Genomic DNA, 22,259 nt, shown 5'->3' on the forward strand with positions numbered 1-22,259 from the left:
TTCGATACTCTCAATTAAAATCATATCAGATAGAGCCATATTCGGCGGTAGCTACAAACTGATATGGCTTTTTTCTCTAAAACTGCGTCTGTTTTAGTTAACGGCTAGAAAGGCATAGTAGTGGCTAATTCGATGACGCCACTCGACCGTATAGACCTCTACTTCCTCTTTTCTGGATCTCGGTATGACGCAACGCATTCCACTGCAAGACCTGGCCACGGAGGCTGTGGTTGAGTACCAATCGTCCTCCTCTGAGCCTTCCAATAATAAACCTCCTAACTCTCAGTCGAATAAGCTAGGGCATATTTATGTGCGGGAAATAGACGGCTTTTTTCAGCGTATTCGGCGCCACTCAAACTGGCTGCTAATGGCGCTCTATTTCGGCTTGCCGTGGATCAATTGGGGCGATCGACCGCTGGTGTGGTTTGACCTCTCTGCCCAGGAATTTCACCTGTTTGCGGCGACGTTTTATCCACAGGACTTTATCTTACTCACCTGGATCCTGGTGCTCTGCGCCTTTGGTCTGTTTTTGATCACGGTGGTGGCTGGGCGCGTGTGGTGTGGCTACAGCTGTCCGCAAAGTGTGTGGACGTTTCTGTTTATCTGGTTTGAACATCGCCTGGAGGGGCCTCGCCACCGGCGCATTCGGCGTGATAAAGCGCCAGTTAGTTGGGATACGCGATGGCGAAAAACCGCCAAACATGCAGCTTGGCTGCTGATTGCGGTGGCAACGGGGGTGTCCTTCGTCGGTTACTTCTCGCCGATCAGAGAATTAGTGGTGGATGTTGTCAGCCTGGACGCGCACCCACTGGCGCTGTTCTGGATAGGTTTTTTTACCCTGTTTACCTACTTGAATGCCGGTTGGCTTCGCCATCAGGTATGCCTGCATATGTGTCCCTATGCACGCTTTCAGTCGGCGATGTTCGACGCCAATACGCTGATTGTTTCCTACGATGCCGCCCGCGGTGAGCCGCGCCGGCACCATCCTCACAAGGGCGTTGAGGCAACGCGAACCGGTGACTGTATCGACTGTGAACTCTGCGTTCAGGTATGCCCCACCGGTATCGATATTCGCGATGGATTACAGTACGAGTGTATTGGCTGCGCGGCGTGTATCGATGCCTGCGATAGCGTTATGGCGCGGGTCGATAAACCGCTGGGCCTGATTCGTTACACCACCGAGCGCGAGCTGGAGGGTAAAACGACCCGCTTTTGGCGACCTCAGCTGCTGGCTTACTCAGCGGCGCTACTCTCTATGGTGGTGTTATTGGTCGGTTTCTTGAATTCCCGTGTGCCCATCGATGTCGATGTTGTGCGCGACCGCCAGACATTGTTTGAAAGCACGGCCGAGGGTCGCATTATCAATTACTACAATGTGACGCTGCGCAATCAAGATGGTCAGACCCATCGCTATGCGGTATCGGCCAAGGGGTTGCCAGGGCTGCGGTTGCAGGGCGTGGATACCATAGAGGTAGTGGCGTCTGAAACGCGCAGCGTACGCTTAGCCCTTACCGCAGCTGCTGGTGATCTAACACAACCCAGCCATCCCATTGAACTGCATATCACTGCATTAGATGACCCTTCGATAACGACTGTTAACGAAACGCGTTTTTTGGGGCTCTCTAGGAAGAAGTAGTGGCTGTGCTATTGGTCAACTTATCCCCACCCTCTGTCTCAGCGAGGCGGTGGTCCTTCGCAAGCTAAAAAGGTTTCGGAAACGACCTCCAGTGTTGCATTTGCGACTGATCGCCAGATTCGTGTGATAGTGATGTCGCTTTCCGTCCTGTTCATGCCAATATACGACCAAAGAGCAATGCCCTCCTGACGAGCGAGTATTCACGCCAGTAAGGGGGAAACTAAAAGACACCAGCGACACCTATACTAATAAGAAAAAATTCATGATTGACAGGTGACGGAGGGTAAAACCATGACATCAAATCAAGCCAAAGACCCGGCGGCAGATACTAGCCGTGCGGGTGAACCGCAAACCCTGGGCTTTCTACTGTTAGATAATTTTACGTTGATCTCCCTGGCCTCCGCGATAGAGCCGTTGCGGATGGCCAATCAACTGTCCGGCCGCGAGCTGTATCGTTGGTATACCCTGACTCAAGATGGCTTGCCGGTACGCGCTAGTGATGGGCTACAGGTGACGCCTGATGCCTCTATGCATACCCCGCTATCGCTTGAGTGGGTGGTCGTTTGCGGCGGGGTAGGCCCACATCACAGTGTCACCCGCGAGCACGTGCGTTGGCTGCAGTCCCAGTCGCGCCAGTTAAGGCGTTTAGGGTCGGTGTGTACCGGCAGTTGGGCGCTGGGGCAGGCGGGGCTGCTTGACCACTATGAAACCAGCGTACACTGGGAGTGCTTGGCCGCTATGCAGGAGGCTTTCCCCAACGTCATTCTGACGCCGCATCTATTCTCTATCGACCGTGATCGATTCACCGCCTCTGGTGGCACCGCACCGCTGGATATGATGCTCAATCTGATTGCCCACGACTATGGGCGCGAGCTTTCGGCAGGCATCTCCGAGATGTTTATCTACGAGCGCGTGCGTAACGAGCAGGATCAGCAGCGTGTGCCGCTCAAACACGTGCTAGGTACTACCCAGCCCAAGCTGCTGGAGATTGTGGCATTGATGGAGTCCAATCTTGAGGAGCCGATCGAACTCGATGAACTGGCACGGTATGTGGATGTTTCGCGACGCCAGTTAGAGCGGTTATTTCAACGTTACCTACTTTGTTCACCGTCTCGCTATTATCTCAAGTTGCGCCTGGTGCGCGCGCGTCAATTGCTCAAGCAAACCCCTTTATCGATTATCGAGATTGCCTCTGTTTGTGGCTTTGTTTCTACGCCTCATTTTTCTAAGTGTTACCGCGAATACTTTGGTGTGCCGCCGAGAAATGAGCGCCTGGGTGGCGTTGAGCGTCAAGGCAATAACCCGAAGTCGCCACCTTTGCTCAGGCAATGGGGGAACGCATCTACTGCTCGTGAGCCCTCCTCAGGCGCTCAGCAGGCACTTGCCAATGCACAGGGAGAACCGACCTTTGCCAGCGTGTTGCTGCTGAACTGATACCTGCTGCTCAATCAATGCGTATAACGTGCTATCTCGCTTCGAGCCGCACGTTTTTTTATGACCGTGATTGCCAATTTCCCTGTTGGCCAACTGACAATAAGTGAACGAGGGCGGGTTGTTGTCGTATCCACGGCACAATGACGCTTTTGGAATTTCCACCGTCGTTTCCAAGAGCAGTCCAACCTAACGTCAGCGCTATGCTCGCTACATTAACTAATGTTGGAGCTTAGCCATGACCCCCTCTGAACTACACAATGATGCCATCGTTATAGATGGGCTGATCATCGCCAAATGGAACCGTGAACTGCTAGAGGACATGCGGCGCGGCGGCCTTACCGCGGCCAACTGCACTGTCTCTGTGTGGGAAGGTTTTCAGGCCACGGTCGATAATATCGTCAAGTCCAACCAGCTGATGGCGGAGTGTAGCGACCTGGTGCGCCCGGTACGGACGMCTGCTGACATCACTCGCGCAAAAGAAGAGGGCAAGACCGGCATTATCTTCGGCTTCCAGAATGCCCATGCCTTCGAGGATCAGATCGGCTATGTCGAGATCTTCAAACAGCTGGGCGTGGGTATCGTACAGATGTGCTACAACACCCAGAATCTGGTGGGGACCGGCTGCTACGAGCGTGACGGCGGCCTCTCCGGTTTTGGTCGCGAAATTGTCGCCGAGATGAACCGCGTGGGCATCATGTGCGACCTCTCTCACGTCGGTGCCAAGACTTCTGAAGAGGTCATCCTCGAGTCTAAAAAGCCGGTCTGTTACTCCCACTGCCTGCCCTCTGGCCTTAAAGAACACCCGCGCAACAAATCCGATCAAGAGCTCAAGTTCATTGCCGACCACGGCGGTTTTGTTGGTGTCACCATGTTTGCGCCGTTCCTCAAAAAGGGCATCGACTCAACCATCGAAGACTACTGCGAGGCGATCGAGTACGTCATGAATATCGTCGGTGAGGACGCTATCGGCATCGGTACCGATTTCACCCAAGGGCATGGTCAAGAGTTTTTCGAGTGGTTGACCCATGACAAGGGCTACGCCCGTCGCCTCACCGACTTTGGCAAGATCATCAATCCCAAAGGAATCCGCACCATTGGGGAGTTCCCCAATCTCACCGAGGCACTCCTCAAGCGCGGCTTAAGTGAGACCCAGGTGCGCAAGATCATGGGCGAGAACTGGATGCGCGTGCTCAAGGACGTGTGGGGCGCCTGAGGGTGCCGACATAGCGAGGGACGGGCGCCAAAGGTAAAACCGCAGTAGTGCCCTAACACGCGGCTTTACCGGCGATAGGCCTACGAGGGGGCGCTGTGAATCCCTCCCTGGACGCTACTTTTGCCATCCGTGGCAAAAGACCCCCTCTACGGCCTATCCCCGGTGCCGCTCCCCTTGCAGAACGGCTGCTTAGCTACTCCATAACAATCAAGATTTGAGGAATACAACCGTGACCAAACTGGCCCCCGCACTGCCCATCGAAGTGGATAGCGAAACAGGCGTCTGGACGACCGATGCGCTGCCTATGCTCTATGTGCCACGGCACTTCTTTATCAATAATCACGTAGCCGTAGAAGAGGCGCTAGGTGCTGAGAAGTATGCCGAAATTCTTTATCACGCAGGTTACAAGAGCGCCTGGCACTGGTGTGAGAAAGAGGCCGAACTACACGACATTAGCGGAGAGGCGGTATTTGAGCACTACATGACCCGCCTTTCCCAGCGCGGTTGGGGGCTATTCATTACTGAACAGATCGATCTCGACTCGGGTACTGCTCAAGTACGACTTGAGCACAGCGCTTTTGTTTACCAGCTTGGCAAAACCGGCAACAAGGAAGAGTACATGTTCACCGGTTGGTTCGCCGGTGCCATGGATCAAATCCTCGCTGCCCGCGGAAGTTCACTGCGTACCGTTGCTGAGCAGACCCAGAGWGCCGCCGAGCCCGGCTGTGATGTAGGCATTTTCGCCGTCAAGCCGCTAACCGACGAGCTCCGCTAGCCTGGGGAATGAGGAGAGATCATCATGGCATTCGACGCAATTTTCGAGCCGATCGAGATCGGTAAGCTGACCATCCGCAACCGTGTGGTCAGTACCGCTCACGCAGAGGTGCATGCCACCGACGGCGGTATGACCACTGAGCGCTACGTCAGGTACTACGAGGAGAAGGCCAAAGGTGGTTGTGGTCTATGTATTTGCGGTGGCTCATCGGTGGTGTCCATCGATAGCCCTCAGGGCTGGTGGAGCTCGGTAAACCTTTCCACCGATCGTATTATTCCGCACTTCCAGAATTTGGCCGATGCCGTGCATAAGCATGGTGGCAAGATCATGATCCAGATTACCCATATGGGGCGGCGCTCCCGGTGGGACGGTTTCGACTGGTCGACCCTGGTATCACCCTCCGGTATCCGCGAGCCGGTGCACCGCTCTACCTGTAAGACCATTGAGGAAGAAGAGATCTGGCGTATTGTTGGTGACTTTGCCCAGGCCGCGCGCCGAGCCAAGGAAGGGGGCCTCGACGGCGTTGAACTCTCCGCCGTGCACCAGCATTTGATCGATCAGTTCTGGAGCCCACGGGTCAACAAGCGTGAGGACGAGTGGGGCGGTAGCTTCGAGAACCGTATGCGCTTCGGCATGGAAGTACTTAAAGCCGTGCGTGCTGAAGTGGGCGACGACTTCTGTGTTGGCATGCGCATTTGCGGCGACGAGTTCCACCCGGACGGTCTTTCTCACGACGATATGAAGCAGATCGCCGCCTACTACGATGCCACCGGTATGGTGGATTTCTTCGGCGTTATCGGTTCTGGCTGCGACACTCACAACACCCTGGCCAACGTTATTCCTAATATGTCCTACCCGCCGGAGCCGTTCTTACACCTGGCGGCGGGGATCAAGGAAGTGGTGAACGTGCCGGTGATCCACGCCCAGAACATTAAGGATCCCAATCAGGCTCAGCGTATTCTCGAAGGGGGCTACGTAGACCTGGTGGGCATGACCCGGGCACATATTGCCGACCCCCACCTGATCGCCAAGATCAAGATGGGCCAGATCGATCAGATCAAGCAGTGCGTGGGCKCTAACTACTGCATCGACCGCCAGTACCAGGGCCTCGACGTGCTGTGCATTCAAAACGCCGCGACATCCCGGGAGTACATGGGGCTGCCGCATATCATTGAAAAAACCGAAGGCGCTAAGCGCAAAGTCGTCGTAGTAGGCGGTGGCCCCGGCGGTATGGAGGCAGCGCGGGTAGCCGCTGAGCGCGGCCACGATGTCACTCTGTTTGAGGCCGCTGACGCCTTGGGTGGGCAGATCACGATTGCCGCTCAGGCACCCCAGCGCGACCAAATCGCCGGTATCACCCGCTGGTTTCAGCTGGAGCTGGCGCGTCTTAAAGTCGATTTGCGTCTGGGTACCCGCGCCGATGAAGAAACACTGCTCGACCTGCGCCCGGATATCGTAGTGCTCGCCACCGGAGGCCAGCCCTTCCTGAGCCAGCACCCCGAGTGGGGCTACTCGGAGAGTGCTGAGGAGAGCCTGGTGGTCAGCACCTGGGATATTCTTTCTGGAAAAGTGGCACCCGGTAAAAACGTACTGATTTATGACGCCATCTGCGAATTCTCCGGCGTCTCTGCAGCAGATTTCCTCGCCGACAAGGGCGCCAAGGTGGAGATCGTCACCGACGATATAAAGCCCGGCGCGGCGGTGGGCGGTACCACCTTCCCCACCTACTACCGCAGCCTCTACGAGAAGGAGGTGATCATGTCCTCCGACCTGATGCTGCATAAGGTTTACCGCGAGGGCGATGGCCTGGTGGCGGTGCTCGAAAATGAGTACACCGGTGCTTTGGAAGAGCGCGTGGTGGATCAGGTAGTGGTCGAGAACGGCGTACGCCCTGATGAAGCGCTCTACTACGCCCTCAAAGAGCAGTCCCGCAACAAAGGGCAGGTCGACTTGGAGGCACTCTATGCCATCAAACCGCAGCCTTGCCTGGTTGATGAGAGAGGCAAGGAAGGGGATGGCTTCTTGCTCTTCCGCCTGGGTGACTGCACGGCGCCGCGAAACACCCATGCGGCTATCTACGACGCCCTGCGAATCTGCAAGGACTTTTGACTTAGGCAAAAGCCAACAATAATGCGGGGCGCTAGAGCAGCCCCGCCGCCAAAGCCAATGGCACCAAAGATGAGGTGAGCACCATGCTCGAAACGCTCTTGCCGATACTGATTTTCACCGCTTTGGCCCTGGCGGCGATCGGCGCCGTTCGCCGTATTCGCCTCTGGCGTCAGGGGCGCCCATCGCGGGTGAACCTGTTCAAGGGGTTGGTGGCCCTGCCGCGCCGCTATTTGGTAGATCTGCACCATGTAGTGGGGCGTGACAAAATGATCTCCAACACCCACGTGGCCACCGCCGGTGGCTTCGTGGCCGCTGCCGTGCTGATGATCCTGGTGCACGGTTTGGGGATCGCCAACCCATTGCTAGGCGGATTACTGCTACTGGCGAGCGCCTCCATGTTCGTCGGTAGCCTCTTCGTGGCGCGGCGGCGGCTTAACCCCCCAGCTCGGCTCTCCAAAGGCCCCTGGATGCGCCTGCCCAAGAGTCTGATGGCGTTTTCGATAGGCGTCTTCCTGATCACGCTGCCCACAGTAGGTCTGCTGCCCGAAGGTTTGCTTGAAGGGGGCAGTAGCTGGTTGCTGGCGCTGGTATTAGCGGGCGTCGTGGCCTGGGGCCTGGGGGAAATGTTTTTTGGCATGACCTGGGGCGGGCCCATGAAGCACGCCTTCGCCGGTGCCTTACATCTGGCCTTCCATCGCCGCGCCGAGCGCTTCTCCACGAAAAAAGGCGGCGCTGGTCGCTCAACGGGCCTCAAGGCGCTAAACCTTGAGGATGAAGCGGCGCCCCTCGGGGTAGAAAAGCCTGCCGACTTTACCTGGAACCAGCTGTTGGGCTTCGATGCCTGCGTACAGTGTGGTCGCTGCGAGGCAGTATGCCCGGCGTTTGCCGCCGGTCAGCCGCTCAACCCCAAGAAGCTGATCCAGGACATGGTGGTGGGCATGGCGGGGGGCAGCGATGCGGGCTATGCCGGTTCACCCTACCCAGGCAAGCCGGTAGGCGAGCACGCGGGAACGCCCCATGGGCCCATCGTGGCGCTGGAAGGAAAAGCGTTGGTCGACGCCGATACCCTATGGTCCTGTACGACCTGCCGGGCCTGCGTGGAAGAGTGCCCGATGATGATCGAGCACGTGGATGCGATTGTCGATATGCGCCGCTACCTGACCCTGGAGCGTGGCAAAACGCCCAATAAAGGCGCCGAGGTGCTCGACAATTTGATCGCCACCGACAATCCAGGCGGTTTCGATCCTGGCTCGCGGCTCAACTGGGCGGCGGATCTTAACCTACCGCTCATGGCGGATCTTAAGCAGGTCGATGTGCTGTTGTGGCTGGGGGATGGCGCTTTTGATATGCGCAACCAGCGCACCTTGCGCGCACTGGTCAAAGTACTCCGCGCTGCTGAAGTCGATTTCGCGGTATTGGGCACTGAAGAGCGCGATAGCGGCGACGTGGCTCGGCGTCTGGGCGATGAGGCGACGTTCCAATCCCTGGCGAAACGCAATATTGCCACCCTGTCCCAGTATCAGTTCTTGCAGATCGTGACCTGCGACCCGCACAGCTTTCATGTACTGGGCAACGAGTACGGTGAGCTGGGCGGTCCCGATTTTAATGCCAACTACAAGGTGCGTCACCACAGCACCTTCATCGCCGAACTGTTTGAAGCAGGCCGGTTGACCTTTGCCCCCTGGAAAGGTGGCAGCGTCACCTATCACGACCCGTGTTACCTGGGGCGCTATAACGGTGAATACGAGGCACCACGTAACGTGCTTAAGGCGCTGGGCATCGAGGTCAAGGAGATGGAACGCTCCGGTTACCGCTCGCGCTGCTGCGGCGGCGGTGGCGGGGCACCGATTACCGATATTCCCGGTGAACGGCGGATTCCCGATATGCGTATGAATGACGTCAAGGAGACCGGCGCCGAGCTAGTCGCAGTGGGCTGCCCGCAATGCACCGCCATGCTGGAAGGCGTGGTGGATGCCAGCGCCGAAGTGCGCGATATCGCCGAACTGGTGGCCGATGCCCTGGTAGGGCGTTCCGCTGACGATGTGTCCGGTGCATCCCGCCGAACCACTGCATCGACGACTGCTGAAGAGGTGATCGTATGAGTGAGATTATTCGCCGCGACCCACGTCGTGAGTGGATCGCCCGAAACCGTCTGCACCCCGACAACGCCGCGGTGCTGGCCGCCCTGGGTGTAAACAGGGGCGGCGGAGCGGTCAGCGAATGGATGGGCCCCAGCGGCGTGGTGCGCAAGGATCCTCGTGCCATCGGCTTTATCGGCCCCAATGGCGTCAAACGGATTGATCGTAGTGGTCTCCAGCAAGGGGGGCAGGCCACCGCGACCACCACGGCGGCCCGCGATAGCCGCCGCACGGTGACCATTGATCAGCCCGCCTTCCTGGTGGCCGTGGTGCCCGACCTGACCGGCGGGCGTCTCTCAGGTCACGACAAGGACCTGCTGGGCCTGGCCCGACGTGTGGCGGATGCCGACGGCGAACAGCCCGGCGCCGTGGTGGCGATCCTGTTTGGTGAGTATAAGGGCGAGGGGGGCGGCGAGCTTAAGGAGCGGGCGCTGGGCGAAGCCGGTATCGATCGCGTCGTGCATCTTGATGATGAGTTTTACGCGGGGTTTGCGCCTGAAGCGCGTTTGGCGGCTTTAAGCGCCGTCGAACGGGAGATGACGCCGCGCTTCTGGCTGCTGCCGGACTCACCCCTGGGCGGAGCCGATCTGGGGCGGCGGCTTGCCTTGCGCCTGGGTGAGCGCGCTGCCACGGGGGTGTGGCAGGTGGAAGCTGATAATGAGGCCTCTTTGGGTTGGCGCTGTACTGCCCGTGGTGCCGCTGGGAGCCTGGATATCCAGCGCCCTCTTCCGCGGGTTGCCCTGGCGCTGGCCGAGTGCGCCGAACCGGTGGACGAGACGCGGCATGTGGCCGAGCACCTGACCCTGGCAGCGTCAATTCCCACCACTCTATCGCGTATTGAAGATCTGGGGCAGGTGGCGGTGGATCCCGCCGGCGTGGCGCTGGCCGAGGCTGAGTTCATCCTCTCCGGTGGCAACGGCGTCAAGCAGKGGGACGCCTTCCACCATGCCGCGAAAGTCCTCGGCGCTACCGAAGGGGCCTCGCGTGTCGCGGTGGACGACGGCTTTATGGCCCGCGATCGTCAGGTGGGCGCGACCGGCACCTGGGTAACCGCCCGAGTTTATATGGCGGTGGGTATTTCAGGCGCTATCCAGCACCTGCAGGGCATTCAGCGCTGCGACAAGGTGGTGGCGATCAATCTCGATCCGGGGTGCGACATCATCAAGCGCGCCGACCTGGCGGTAATTGGCGACAGCACGCAAATTCTGGCCGCGCTAGTGGCCATGGTGGAACAGCAGCGGGGAGGGCAGCGCGATGCAGCCTGATCTACACCAGAAGCAACAACAACAGGGAATCGACGTGGCGGTGCTGGTCTCCATCGGCCGTCACCCTACCACCGGCCGTGCGAGGCGCGCAGAGCAGGATGCCCGGGGCCTGGAGCTTGCGCTGGCCATAGAGGCCGAGCTGCCGGGCACCCGGATCAGCATGCTCCACGCGGGTTCCCAGGACGATAGCAGCGAAGCAGCTCTGCGCGGCTACTTAGGTATGGCCACAGGCGTCGGCATGGGGCTTGAGTCCATGACCCTGCTAGAGCAGCCCGAGGGCAGTGACGCCATTCCTGCTCTGGCGAAACACCTGGCCGCAACCTCGCCTCAGCTAGTGATCACCGGCGCCCGCGCAGAGCGCGGTGAAGGCTCTGGGCTTTTGCCCTATGCGTTGGCAGAACATCTCGGCTGGCCATTGGTTAATAGTTTGGCGTCGGTAGAAAAGGTGGAAAATGGCGTGGTAACGCTGCTTCAGGCGTTGCCAAGGGGCCAGCGTCGCCGTCTCAAGGTGCGCTTGCCCGCCATCATCAGCGTGGATGAAGCAGCGCCGGTGGCGCGCCAGAGCGCCTTCGGCCCGGCGCGTCGAGCCACCTTTGCGATCACGCCCACTACCCCTGAAGCCGACTGCGAGCTGGCCCAGTGGCATCTGGCCCCTGCACGTAAACGGCCCAAGCGTCTGAAAATCGTTAAAGCTGCGTCGGCCAGAGATCGATTCAAGGCGGCAGCTTCGAAGTCGGAGGGCAAAGGCGGGCAGGTGCTCACCGATGTGTCCCCCGAACAGGGCGCCGAGGCGATCTACAAGCTGCTCAAGGAGGAGGATGTGCTGCGCTGAACTAGCCTGCGCATCACGCCGCTAATCATCACTCAAGCCCGCTTTTTTAAGGCGGGCTTTTCTATTGGCCGATAAAACCCGGATAAAGCCGCAGACGCTGCCTTTCCAGACGCAAGCCTATCCATGCATGCACTACCAGTATCAGGATAACCACACCACCACCGAGTAGCGTCGAGGKCGTGGGTGTCTCCGCTAACAACCACCATACCCACAGCGTGCCCAATGCGGTTTCGACCAAATAAAACAGCGCCACTTCCGTCGACGACAGGTAGCGGGTGGCGCTGTTGATCAGCACCGTGGCCAAGGGCATCTGCACCAGCCCCATCAGCGTCAGTACGCCATAACGCTGGGCATCCAGATCCAGCGGCGAGGCCATGGGCAGGGCAACCGCCGCCGAGAGCAACCCACCACCGGCAATCACCGTCATAGGATCAATCGCTGGATAGCGGCGCAGCAGGGTCAGGTTGCCGCCGATAGCTGCCGCGGCCGACAAGGCATAAAGATTACCTACCAGCATCCCCATGGCCCCCTCGCCCATGAACACCAGACCCATGCCCAGCATACAGACAGCAATGGCCACCAGTGTTCGCAGCGCGACTTTTTCACCCAGGAAAACCCGTGAAAACAGCGCAGCAAACAGCGGCGCGGTACTCAGGATCACCACCACATTGGCCACATTGGCGTTCATGACCGCCAGCACAAACAGGCTAGATATCAGACCCAACAGCAGCGCCGAGGCCAGTGAAGAGAACGGGTTGCTTCTCAGCGTTGTTAGCCGCTTGCCAGCCCAGCATAAAAGCCCCAGCACGCAGAACATCAACAAACCGCGCCAGAATACGATGGTCCAGCCGTTGGTGTGTGCAAGGCGTATCAGCAAACCGTCGAAGCTGAGAAACACCACGCCCAAGACCACCGTGAGTAGACCGCGCTGGTAAGAACTTACCTGCATCGTCTTGCCTCTCGATCGGCAGAAGAAGAAAACCGCCCGCGGAGTAGGCGGGCGGTTTAGAGATGATTAACTAGCGGTTTTTGGCACCGCGTTAAGTTCACGCCACTCCTTGTGAAGCCCCATATAGAGACTAAAGCACATCAGCAAGAGAACCAGCGTAAAGGGGAGCCCCGTGGCCACCGCGCCCGCCTGAAGTGCGCTGAGGGCGGTATTTCCCCCACCATAGAGCAGCGCACCGGCAATCACACCTTCCAGTGCGGCCCAGAATACCCGTTGGCCCTTGGGCGCATCGGTTTTGCCGCCTGCGGTGATATTGTCGATGACCAGCGAGCCTGAGTCTGATGAGGTAATGAAGAACACCAGCACCAGAATAATCGCCAGCGTTGACGTGATGCTGGTCAGGGGCAGCTGCTCCAGCATATGGAACATGGCCAGAGAGACATCGCTAATGCCGTTGGCCAGTTCACCCACGCCATTTTCAGCTTGATAAAGCGCCGTGCCGCCAAAGGCGCTCATCCAGACCAGTGTGACCAGCGTTGGTACCAGCAGTACGGCGATAAGAAACTCACGAACCGTGCGCCCCCGGGATACGCGGGCAATGAACATGCCGACAAACGGAGACCAGGAGATCCACCACGCCCAGTAAAAGATCGTCCAGCCGTGGTACCAGGTATCGTCCTCGCGGCCAATCCAGTTCGACAGCGGCAGAAGGTGGCCCACGTAGTCCAGCGCCGTGGTGCCAATGCCTGTCAGAATCATCAAGGKAGGCCCCGCTATAACCACAAACAGCAGCAGCGCCGCCGCAATGACCATGTTGATATTCGAGAACAACTTAACGCCACCGTCGATTCCCCGCCATACCGAGAACAGCGCGATCACCGTGACCACTAGGATGATCGCCAGCTGTGTGCCGATGGTATTGGGAATGTCGAACAAATAGGCGAGGCCTCCAGCTGCTTGGGTAGCGCCGAAGCCTAGCGAGGTGGCCAGGCCAAAGATGGTGGCCAGCACGGCAAGAATATCGATGATATGGCCTGCCCAGCCGCGGGTTCGCTCGCCAAGGATCGGGTAAAAGGCGGAGCGAAGCGTCAGTGGCAGGCCTTTGTTATAAGCAAAGAAAGCGAGTGAGAGTGCCACCACGCCATAAATGGCCCAGGGGTGCAGTCCCCAGTGGAACATGGTTGCCCCCATGGCGGCGCTGGCGCCCTCCGGCGTTCCCGCTGGTGTATTCAAGGGGGTTCCATACCAGTCGGTATAATAGGCTACTGGTTCAGCAACGCTCCAGAACATCAGGCCGATCCCCATGCCCGCCGCAAACAGCATGGCGAACCAGGAGGTGCGTGAGTATTCCGGTTTTGCATCCTTGCCGCCTAGACGAATCCGCCCGAGTGGCAAGCAGATCAGCACAAGACAAAACACCACAAAAATATTGCCAGCAATCATAAACAGCCAGTCGAAGTGTTCAATCGACCAGTTCTTGGCAAGCCCTAAGTGAGTATTAGCAGCATCTGGATAGACCAGCGCGTAGATAATAAACAGTAGGATGGCTAGAGCAGAAAGCGGAAAGACGGGGTTATGAAAGTCCAACCCCAAGATCTGTGTATTGTCCTGTCCGGGCGACAGAACCGGGTCGTCGTTGTTCTTCATCGGGTTTCCTTGGTGGCTCTTGTTAGGCGTCGGGTATGCGTCATCATCGCCGACGCCATGAATTGTTGGGCCTGTTTGAAAGGAGGAGTGTCGTGAAAGCGACCTCTAGCTATTCGTCTTGGCTAGGATGTCTTGAATAGATATGTGAGTGCCTTATTCGGGTAAGTCCTAAGGCGCGGAGGGGCTAGGGTGGGATAGCGCAATCAACCATTACGAACACAACAATAAACAGCAGGAGCCAGCCATGAATGCAGCCAACCGCGGCGTCGTCTACAAAGGGCCGGGTGAAGTCGCCGTCGAAACCATTGCCTATCCCGAACTCGCTATCGGTAACCGCAAGTGCGACCACGGCGTCATCCTTAAAGTGGTTACTACCAATATTTGCGGCAGCGACCAGCATATGGTGCGAGGGCGCACCACCGCGCCTTCGGGTTTGGTTCTGGGTCACGAGATCACAGGTCTTGTTGTCGAATGCGGTCGCGACGTGGAATTTATCCAACCAGGCGATTTAGTCTCAGTGCCGTTCAATATTGCCTGCGGCCGCTGCCGCAACTGCAAGGAAGGCCGCACCGGTATCTGCCTCAACGTCAATCCATCTCGCCCTGGCGCCGCCTATGGCTACGTGGATATGGGCGGCTGGGKCGGCGGCCAGACTGAATATGTCATGGTTCCCTATGCGGACTTTAACCTGCTGAAGTTCCCGGATGCCGATCAGGCCATGGAGAAGATCAAAGATCTGACCCTGCTCTCCGATATTTTCCCCACCGGCTTCCACGGCTGTGTGACCGCCGGTGTCGGCCCCGGCAGCACCGTCTATATCGCTGGTGCTGGGCCAGTGGGGCTGGCCGCTGCAGTTTCCGCTCAGCTGCTGGGTGCGGCCTGCGTGATCGTTGGTGATATGATCGAAGAGCGCCTGGCCCAGGCCCGCAGCTTTGGCTGCGAAACCATCGMCCTGACCCAGGATGGCGACATGGCCGACAAGATCGAGGTGATCCTCGGCGAGCGTGAGGTCGATGCCTTTGTCGACTGTGTTGGTTTTGAGGCCCACGCCTGTGGCTGCAATCACGGCAAAGAAGCGCCCGCCACAGTGCTCAACTCGGCGATGTCGTTGACCCGCGCGGGTGGGCAGATCGGTATTCCAGGCCTCTATGTGACCGAGGACCCGGGTGCGGAGGACGAGGCCGCCAAACAGGGTGCTCTGAGCATGCGCTTTGGGCTTGGTTGGGCCAAGTCCCACAGCTTCCATACTGGACAGTGCCCGGTGATGAAGTACCATCGACCACTAATGCAGGCTATTCTGTTTGGCAAGGTCAATATTGCCGATGCGGTGAATGTCCAGATGATCACTCTGGATCAGGCACCCCAGGGCTATGCCGACTTCGATGGCGGCGCTGCCAAGAAATTCGTTATTGACCCCCATGGCAGCGTGGCTTAATAACTTATTTAATAAGCCCTGATCCCTGCCTGAGGGTAGGCTAGTGCGACCCTAGACGGCGCCCCGCGGGGTGCCGTTTTTGTTCATCCGGTATAAAACCGATCAAGATAATAATGAGTACCCCATGACCGTCCAGACCGTGACCCCCAAGCGCCGCTTCCGCGGCAAGCCCCGCGGCCGTGATCTCGATCCCAGTCTTCTTGAGGGGTTGCGTGAACTGCTGGGTGACGAACGCCAGAACGCCACGTTGCGCCGCCGCGACCTACTCATTGAACATTTACACAACATTCAGGACACCCGGGGCCATCTGCTGCTGGCGGATTTGCGTGCCCTGGCGGCTTACATGAACCTGCCCATGGCGGCCGTTTACGAGACCGCCACTTTCTACGCCCACTTCGATGTCATCCACGACGACCAGCTGCCACCGCCCGCGGTGACTATCCGCGTTTGTGACTCACTGACCTGCCAGCTAGCCGGTGCCGAGGCGCTTAAGGCACAGCTGGAAGCGAACGTGGATATCGAACAGGTGCGGGTGCTGCGGGCTCCTTGTATGGGGCGCTGCGACACGGCCCCGGTAGTAGAGTTGGGGCATAACCATGTGGTGTTCGCCACTCAGGCGCGCATTGCATCGGTGATTGAGGCGTCGCACTTTCACCCTGACCCCATCGAGTGGCAGCGGCTGGACGGTTATCGCCACGAGGGCGGTTTCGCGCTGCTCCAGGCCTGCCACAGCGGCGAAGTCACGGTGGAAACGCTCATGGAGGCGATGCAGCAGGCCAATCTGCGCGGCCTGGGTGGCGCGGGTTTCCCTACCTTCAAAAAGTGGACTTTTGTGCGCCAGGAGGCTGGGCCCCGTTACTGCGCTATTAATGCCGACGAGGGCGAACCCGGTACCTTCAAGGATCGCTATTACTTGGAAAATTCGCCGCACCAGTTTCTTGAAGGTGCCTTGGTCAGCGCCTGGGCGGTAGAGGCCGAGGCGCTGTATATCTATTTGCGCGATGAATACCCGGCGTTACATGGCGTACTGCGCGAGGCCATTGGCGAACTGGAGGCCGCTGGTCTGGTGGCGCCGGGTTACATTGTGCTGCGCCGCGGCGCGGGGGCTTATATCTGCGGCGAAGAGTCGGCGATGATCGAGTCCCTGGAAGGCAAGCCGGGCAAACCCAGGCACCGCCCGCCGTTTGTGGCTCAGAAGGGGCTCTTTGATCGGCCGACGCTGGTCAATAACGTCGAGACCGTCTACTGGATACCCATGATCTGGCAGCGCGGCGCTGAGGCTTTCTCCAGCCAGGGTCGCCACGGCCGCGTAGGGTTACGCAGTTTCTCGGTCTCGGGTCGGGTCAAGCAGCCGGGTGTGTATTTGGCGCCTGCGGGGATAACACTACAGGAATTAATTGACGAGTATTGCGGCGGCATGGCCGACGGCCACCGCTTGGCGGCCTACTTGCCCGGCGGCGCCTCCGGCGGCATTCTGCCCGCTGCCAAGGCTGACATTCCCCTCGATTTCGACACCCTCCAGGAGCACGGCTGTTTTATCGGTTCCGCTGCGGTGATCGTACTCTCCGATCAGGACGATCTGCGCGGGGTGGCTACCAACCTATTGGCCTTCTTTGCCGATGAGTCCTGTGGCCAATGCACGCCCTGCCGGGTGGGCACGGAAAAAATGCTCACGCTGCTCGAGCGGAATGAGTGGGATGCCGGGCTAATGACGCAGCTCTCCCAGGTGATGATCGATGCCTCCATTTGTGGGCTTGGTCAGGCGGCACCTAACCCGGTGCTGGGGCTGCTCAAGGATTTTCGCGGTGAACTTGCCGCCCAGAATGTCATCGTCAGGGGGTAGGGGAGATGAACATGAGCATGAGCGAACAAAACCCAGGCACAAGCTTTACCCTGACGCTGGATGGTGTTGAGGTGAGTGCAAGCCCCGGTGAAAGCCTCTGGCAGGTGGCCAAGCGCGCCGGCGAGACCATTCCCCACCTGTGTTTTAAGGACACAAGCGGTTACCGCGCCGACGGCAACTGCCGAGCCTGTATGGTGGAAATCGAGGGCGAGCGTACCCTGGCCGCCAGCTGTCTACGTGAAGCAGCCCCCGGTATGGTGGTCAAGAGCGCCAATTCCGAACGAGCCTATACGGCCCGCAAGATGGTCATGGAAATGCTGCTGGTCGACCAGCCCGAGCGAGAAGAGAGCCCCGACCGCTCAAGCCACTTCTGGGCCATGGCCGACCAACTGGCCATTGATGCTACGGCGGTGCGCCGCAAACTGCCCAGGCGCGCAGAGCGCTCGGCGCCCACCGTTCACCATGTAGCTGACCGGGCGGATAGCCTGGCTCAGGACAGCAGCCACTCAGCCATGCGCGTCAATCTTGACGCCTGCATCGAGTGCAACCTGTGTGTGCGGGCCTGCCGCGAAGTACAGGTCAACGACGTTATCGGTCTGGCTCATCGTGGGGCGGCATCCAAGATCGTGTTTGATTTCGACGACCCCATGGGCGATAGCACCTGCGTGGCCTGCGGCGAGTGCGTTCAAGCCTGCCCCACTGGCGCGCTTATGCCCGCCACCCTGGTTAACGCAGAAGGGCGCGGCGATTCTGCGGTGGCTGACCGCAAGGTCGACTCGGTATGCCCCTACTGCGGGGTGGGTTGCCAGCTCACCTACCATATCAAGGACGATGAGATCCTTTATGTGGAGGGCCGCGACGGCCCCTCTAACGAGAACCGGCTATGTGTTAAAGGCCGCTTCGGCTATGACTATCCGCGCCATCCATCCCGACTAATCGCTCCGCTGATTCGCCGCGAAGGTGTCGCTAAAGGGATTGATCCAGACTTCGACCCCGCCCAGCCCCTGACCCATTTCCGGGAGGCTAGCTGGGATGAGGCCCTGGATTTTGCTACCAGCGGACTTGTCGACCTTAAAGCGAGCCATGGCCCTGACGCCCTGGCTGGGTTCGGCAGCGCCAAGTGCTCCAACGAAGAGGCGTGGCTGTTCCAGAAGCTGGTGCGTACCGGCTTTGGCTCCAATCATGTAGATCMCTGTACCCGCTTGTGCCACGCAAGCTCCGTGGCGGCACTCATGGAGTGTATTGGTTCAGGCTCGGTCACCGCCTCCTTTATGCAGGCCAGCCAGGCCGACGTGGTGATTCTTACCGGCTGTAATCCCGCGGTAAACCATCCGGTGGCGGCCACCTTCTTTAAACAGGCCGCCAAGCGCGGTACTAAGATAGTGATAATCGACCCCCGTGGTCAGTCGCTGGATGCCTACGCCCACCTGAGCGTGCGCTTTTCACCGGGCGCCGACGTGGCCCTGTTTAATGCCATGCTGAATGTGGTCATCAGCGAAGAACTTTATGATACGGCTTATATCGCCGAGCATACCGAGGGCTTCGAGGCCCTGAAAATTCATACCGTCGACATGACCCCCGAAGCGATGAGCGGCCTGTGCGGCGTTGAGCCCGAGACCATTCGCGAAGTGGCTAGGCTGTATGCCAACGCCGAGCGGGCGATGATTTTCTGGGGCATGGGCATTTCCCAGCACACCCACGGTACCGATAACGCCCGCTGCCTGATCTCGCTGGCCTTGGCCTGCGGCCAGACCGGTCGCCCCGGCACCGGCCTGCATCCTTTGCGGGGGCAGAACAACGTTCAGGGGGCTTCTGATGCCGGGCTGATTCCCATGGTTATGCCCGACTACCAGCCGGTCAATGATGATCAAGTTCGTGCGGCGTTCGAAGAACTGTGGAATACCAAACTGGATCCCACGCCGGGTCTCACCGTGGTGGAAATTATGGACGCTATCACCGCGGGCACCATTCGCGGCATGTATATCCAGGGTGAAAACCCGGCGATGTCCGACCCGGATCTGGCCCATGCCCGGGCCGCCCTGGCCAAGCTGGAACATCTGGTGGTGCAGGATCTGTTTGTCACTGAGACTGCCCAGTTTGCCGATGTCATTCTGCCTGCCTCCGCCTGGCCTGAGAAAAATGGCACCGTCACCAACACCAATCGGCAAGTGCAGATGGGGCGCGCGGCGTTGCCGCTACCGGGCCAGGCCAAGCCGGACTGGTGGATTATCCAGGAAATCGCCAAACGCTTTGGCCTGGACTGGGATTACCAGCATCCGCGGGACGTCTTCGCCGAGATGAAGCAAGGCATGGCCTCTCTCGACCATATTTCCTGGGAGCGTTTGGAGCGCGAGCAGTCGGTGACCTACCCCTGCCCAGCGGAGGACGCGCCGGGGCACGACGTGGTCTTCAGCGATGCTTTTCCCACCGCCAGCGGTCGGGCGAAATTTGCCCCCACGCGCCCGCTGCCGCCGGATGAGCCGGTTGATAATGACTACCCAACGGTACTGACCACCGGGCGTCAGTTAGAGCACTGGCATACTGGTTCGATGACCCGGCGCGCCAAAGTGCTTGATGACCTGGAACCGGAAGCCGTGGCGAGCTTGGCGCCCGCCGAGTTTATCCGACTCGGGATCGCCCCAGGCGATGATCTGACCATTGCCACCCGGCGGGGCTCCATCACTCTCAAGGCGAGGACGGATCCGGGGATGCCGGAGGGGATGGTCTTCGTGCCCTTCTGCTACGGAGAAGCGGCGGCCAACCTGTTGACCAACCCGGCGTTGGATCCTTATGGCAAGATTCCGGAGTTCAAGTATGCCGCCTGTCGCCTTGTGTCTGCCGGAAAAGAGCCCGTCGATGGAGGAGCAATGGAGGTGGAAAATAGGACGCCGTATTAAATGTCCTTGACCAACCTGAGCGCGTCGTAGATGGCCGCGTGGGTGTTCCGGGACTCGACGGCATCGCCGATCCGGAACAGCTGGAAATGGCCATCCGGATTGTTGATGACGCGCTGAGGGTTGCCCACGATCAGGTCATCGTAGTTCACCTCGCCGCCATTGCTGGCGTGCGGTTTGAGCTCGAAATAGATGTCGGCCATGGGCGTGATACCGTAGTTGACCACTACCTGGTCGATGCGCCGTTCGTGCTCCAGATCCATGTAGTCGCTGGTGATCTTGGCCAGTAGCTCGCTTCCATTACGCTGCACGGACTTCAGCCGGTAAGTGGTTGTGAAGGTGACGTTGGGGCGCTGCAGGGCACGCATGTAGGGCACCAGGTTCATGGCCATGATCTCTGCGGAGAAGGTGCGATCCGGCGTCATGATCTCCAATTCGCCCCCCGCGGCGGCAATGATCTCCGCCGCCTGCAGGGCGGCATGGTCGCCTGCATCGTCGAACAGCAATACCCGTTTGCCCGGCGGCACGTGCCCGGAGAGTATGTCCCAGGTATTGACGACTAAGTCGCTGCCGACCTCAGGCTGGTCTTCCATGGGGTAGCCGCCGGTGGCCACGATCACCACGTCCGGCTGCTCGGCGAGCACGTCCTCCACCTCGGCCCAGACGTTGTAGCGGATCTCGACACCCAGCGCTTCGCACTGCGCCAAGCGCCAATCGATTATGCCCAGCATCTCACGGCGCCGCTCGCTCTGGGCGGTGAGTCGCACCTGCCCACCGGCATCGCTAGCGGCTTCCAGCACCACTACCGAATGGCCACGCTCACCGGCAACACGTGCGGCTTCCAACCCCGCTGGCCCTGCGCCAATAATAATGACTCGCCGTTGCTGTGCCGCCTTTGAAATGGTGTGGGGCATGGTGGTTTCGCGCCCGGTGGCGGCGTTATGGATGCAGTAGGCGGCACCGCCTTGATAGATGCGATCAAGGCAATAGTTGGCGCCGACGCAGGGGCGGATCTCTTCCTCCCGCCCTTCGGCGATCTTGCGCACGATGTGCGGGTCGGCCATGTGGGCACGGGTCATGCCGATCATGTCGACCTTGCCTGAGGCGATGGCATAACGGGCAGTGGCAACATCCTGGATTTTGGCGCCATGGAAGGTGGGGAAGTCGATCTCACGGCGTATTTCGCCGGCAAAATCCAGGTGCGGGGCGCTGGGCATACCCTGGATGGGAATCACGTCGGTGAGCCCCGCATCGGTGTCGATGTGGCCACGAACCACGTTGAGAAAGTCGACCAGACCGCTGTCCTTCAAGCGCCGTGAGATCTCCATCCCGTCGCCGGAGGTCAGCCCGCCCGGCAGCATCTCGTCGCCGGTGTAGCGCACGCCGACGATGAGCGCCTCGCCAACCCGCTGGCGAATGGCGCGCAGCACGTCGAAGGTGAAACGCAGCCGGTTATCGAGATCCCCGCCATAAGGCCCCTCAAGGGTATTGGTCAGTGGCGACCAGAACTGATCCATCAGGTGGCCATAGGCCTGTAGCTCGATGCCATCGAGACCGGCGGCATGCATACGCTCGGCGGCATCGGCGTAGTCGCGGATCAGGCGCTCGATATCCCACTCCTCGACCTGCTTGGGAAAAGCGCGGTGGGACGCCTCGCGACGATGCGAAGACGATACCGCAGGCAGCCAGTCACCCTTATCCCAACGGGTGCGCCGGCCCAGGTGGGTCAACTGGATCATCACCGCAGTGCCGTGTTCGTGGCAGGCGTCGGTCAGCTCGCGCATCCAGGGCACCACTTCATCCTTGTAGGCGAGGATGTTGTTGAACACGGGTGGGCTGTCCTTGGCCACCGCCGCGGATCCAGCGGTCATGGTAAGGCCAAGGCCTGCCTTGGCGCGCTCGACGTGGTAGGCACGGTAGAGTGCCTTGGGCATCCCGTCCTCAGGATAAGCGGGCTCATGGGCTGTCACCATAAGCCTGTTTTTCAGGGTCAGGTGCTTTAGCTGAAAGGGCTGCAGTAGCGGATCGTTAAGCATGGACAGGACGCCATTTTGTTGTGTATTTGATAAATCTAGGCGCTAATGTTCAT

The 22,259-nt window shown here is 59.3% G+C and carries 14 protein-coding genes; 11 read left to right on the plus strand and 3 right to left on the minus strand.

All coding sequences use genetic code 11. The annotated features are described in order from the left end of the window. Positions 1-184: 184 nt before the first annotated feature. From ccoG to etfB, 8 genes are all read left to right on the plus strand, one after another. Positions 185-1,636, plus strand: a complete 1,452-nt coding sequence (gene ccoG, locus HALO_RS02350) for a cytochrome c oxidase accessory protein CcoG (protein WP_035581420.1) — start codon at positions 185-187, stop codon at positions 1,634-1,636. Between the two features lie 291 nt (positions 1,637-1,927). Further along, positions 1,928-3,070 (plus strand): GlxA family transcriptional regulator, encoded by a 1,143-nt coding sequence (locus HALO_RS02355; protein WP_035581418.1) that lies wholly within the window; start codon positions 1,928-1,930, stop codon positions 3,068-3,070. Between the two features lie 235 nt (positions 3,071-3,305). Beyond that, positions 3,306-4,283: a dipeptidase gene (locus HALO_RS02360; protein WP_050712974.1), complete on the plus strand. Its 978-nt coding sequence runs from the start codon at positions 3,306-3,308 to the stop codon at positions 4,281-4,283. 229 nt (positions 4,284-4,512) lie between these two features. Then, the gene (locus HALO_RS02365) at positions 4,513-5,058 is read left to right on the plus strand and encodes a DUF5943 domain-containing protein (protein ID WP_050712975.1); all 546 of its coding nucleotides are present in this window, start codon (positions 4,513-4,515) and stop codon (positions 5,056-5,058) included. A gap of 24 nt (positions 5,059-5,082) precedes the next feature. Next, complete coding sequence (gene dgcA / locus HALO_RS02370; RefSeq protein WP_050712976.1) at positions 5,083-7,167, plus strand: dimethylglycine demethylation protein DgcA; 2,085 nt, start codon at positions 5,083-5,085, stop codon at positions 7,165-7,167. A gap of 83 nt (positions 7,168-7,250) precedes the next feature. Then, positions 7,251-9,269 (plus strand): (Fe-S)-binding protein, encoded by a 2,019-nt coding sequence (locus tag HALO_RS02375; RefSeq protein ID WP_035581411.1) that lies wholly within the window; start codon positions 7,251-7,253, stop codon positions 9,267-9,269. Continuing rightward, positions 9,266-10,570, plus strand: a complete 1,305-nt coding sequence (etfA, locus tag HALO_RS02380; RefSeq protein WP_050712977.1) for an electron transfer flavoprotein subunit alpha — start codon at positions 9,266-9,268, stop codon at positions 10,568-10,570. Before HALO_RS02375 ends, etfA begins: the two co-directional genes overlap by 4 nt. After that, positions 10,560-11,402: an electron transfer flavoprotein subunit beta gene (gene etfB, locus HALO_RS02385; RefSeq protein ID WP_035581407.1), complete on the plus strand. Its 843-nt coding sequence runs from the start codon at positions 10,560-10,562 to the stop codon at positions 11,400-11,402. Before etfA ends, etfB begins: the two co-directional genes overlap by 11 nt. A gap of 61 nt (positions 11,403-11,463) precedes the next feature. Here etfB and HALO_RS02390 read toward each other — a convergent pair whose 3' ends face one another. Together HALO_RS02390 and HALO_RS02395 are read right to left on the minus strand one after the other, a co-directional pair. After that, positions 11,464-12,351, minus strand: coding sequence for a DMT family transporter (locus HALO_RS02390; RefSeq protein ID WP_050712978.1), 888 nt, complete (start codon positions 12,349-12,351; stop codon positions 11,464-11,466). A gap of 66 nt (positions 12,352-12,417) precedes the next feature. Then, a complete protein-coding gene (locus tag HALO_RS02395) occupies positions 12,418-13,998 on the minus strand; it encodes a BCCT family transporter (RefSeq protein WP_050712979.1) in 1,581 nt (526 codons plus the stop codon). Positions 13,999-14,242: 244 nt separating this feature from the next. On the opposite strand from HALO_RS02395, the gene fdhA reads away from it, so the two are divergent. From fdhA to fdhF, 3 genes are all read left to right on the plus strand, one after another. Continuing rightward, positions 14,243-15,433, plus strand: a complete 1,191-nt coding sequence (gene fdhA / locus HALO_RS02400; RefSeq protein ID WP_050712980.1) for a formaldehyde dehydrogenase, glutathione-independent — start codon at positions 14,243-14,245, stop codon at positions 15,431-15,433. Between the two features lie 124 nt (positions 15,434-15,557). Beyond that, complete coding sequence (locus tag HALO_RS02405; RefSeq protein ID WP_035581402.1) at positions 15,558-17,276, plus strand: NAD(P)H-dependent oxidoreductase subunit E; 1,719 nt, start codon at positions 15,558-15,560, stop codon at positions 17,274-17,276. Between the two features lie 11 nt (positions 17,277-17,287). Beyond that, on the plus strand, positions 17,288-20,173 hold the full coding sequence (gene fdhF, locus HALO_RS02410) for a formate dehydrogenase subunit alpha (protein ID WP_231896796.1): 2,886 nt from the start codon (positions 17,288-17,290) through the stop codon (positions 20,171-20,173). On the opposite strand, the gene HALO_RS02415 is transcribed toward fdhF, so the two are convergent. Then, positions 20,170-22,206 carry an oxidoreductase gene (locus HALO_RS02415; protein ID WP_035581400.1) on the minus strand — a complete coding sequence of 679 codons (2,037 nt, stop codon included), beginning with the start codon at positions 22,204-22,206 and terminating at the stop codon, positions 20,170-20,172. The two genes, fdhF and HALO_RS02415, sit on opposite strands and share 4 nt — an antisense overlap. Between the last annotated feature and the right edge of the window lie 53 nt (positions 22,207-22,259).

Origin of the sequence: Halomonas sp. R57-5, from assembly GCF_900070345.1 — a bacterium.
GTDB classification, from domain to species: domain Bacteria; phylum Pseudomonadota; class Gammaproteobacteria; order Pseudomonadales; family Halomonadaceae; genus Vreelandella; species Vreelandella ventosae_B.